Origin of the sequence: Acinetobacter sp. TUM15064 (assembly GCF_008980265.1) — a bacterium.
Lineage (GTDB): Bacteria > Pseudomonadota > Gammaproteobacteria > Pseudomonadales > Moraxellaceae > Acinetobacter.
The window spans coordinates 1-795 of the sequence record NZ_BKFU01000167.1; the positions used below are offsets into that span (position 1 = coordinate 1).

The following is a 795-nucleotide window of genomic DNA, read 5'->3' on the forward strand; positions in this document are numbered from 1 at the left end:
GAACTTGTACTACAGTAGTTGGTACGGGGCGCTTTAAAACTAAGTGCAATTTTTCTGCAATTAATTCTGCAATTAAATTAATTCCAGTATGTTGTGTATAGGAAAAACCGCCAGCGGGACGCGGGTTAATTTCTAAAATATGCCAGGCTCCCTGATCATCTTGCTTAAATTGAATATTGATCAATCCATCGCACTGGAAATGTTCTACTAAAATTTTACATATTTCATGACATGGATGCTCGATATAGCATTCTTGATAAAATTTAAATTTTATCCGAGTTACTAAGGCTAAAATTTTGCCATTACTACAGGCAATATCTACAGAACATTCTTGCCCTTGCAAAAAGGGCATAATTAAATACTCAATAGGCGGCTCTAATTGAGCATAAGCTTCTATAAACTGTTGTGTATTACATAGAGTATTAGATTGAAATTTCATAAAATATGAAACATCATCGCTTAATTGCACAAAACCTGCACCATATACGCCATAAACGGGCTTTGCACAAATAACGCTATACCGTTGTTGATATTCATCAATAGCTTGCTTTAATTCATTAACATGAGCAACTTTTGCAGCAGAAATGCTAGGTAAGTTTAAACCTTCGCAAATTTGTCCAAATAAAAATTTATTATTAACGTTTTTATGCTGACTGATGCCTCTGGCACCAGTCACTAATTGAATATCATGACGAGAAAATTCTTCACGAAATTGCTCAATAAATTGACTATGCTTTCCACAAAACAAAAGTTGAATAGAATGCTTTTTACATTGTTCTAGTAACCAGTCTGGAC

General features: G+C 34.1%; 1 protein-coding gene. It reads right to left on the bottom strand.

All coding sequences use genetic code 11. The annotated features are described in order from the left end of the window. Positions 1-795 (bottom strand): ATP-grasp domain-containing protein (locus tag GBI16_RS18240; RefSeq protein WP_151707617.1); only part of this gene is annotated, 795 nt, incomplete at both ends.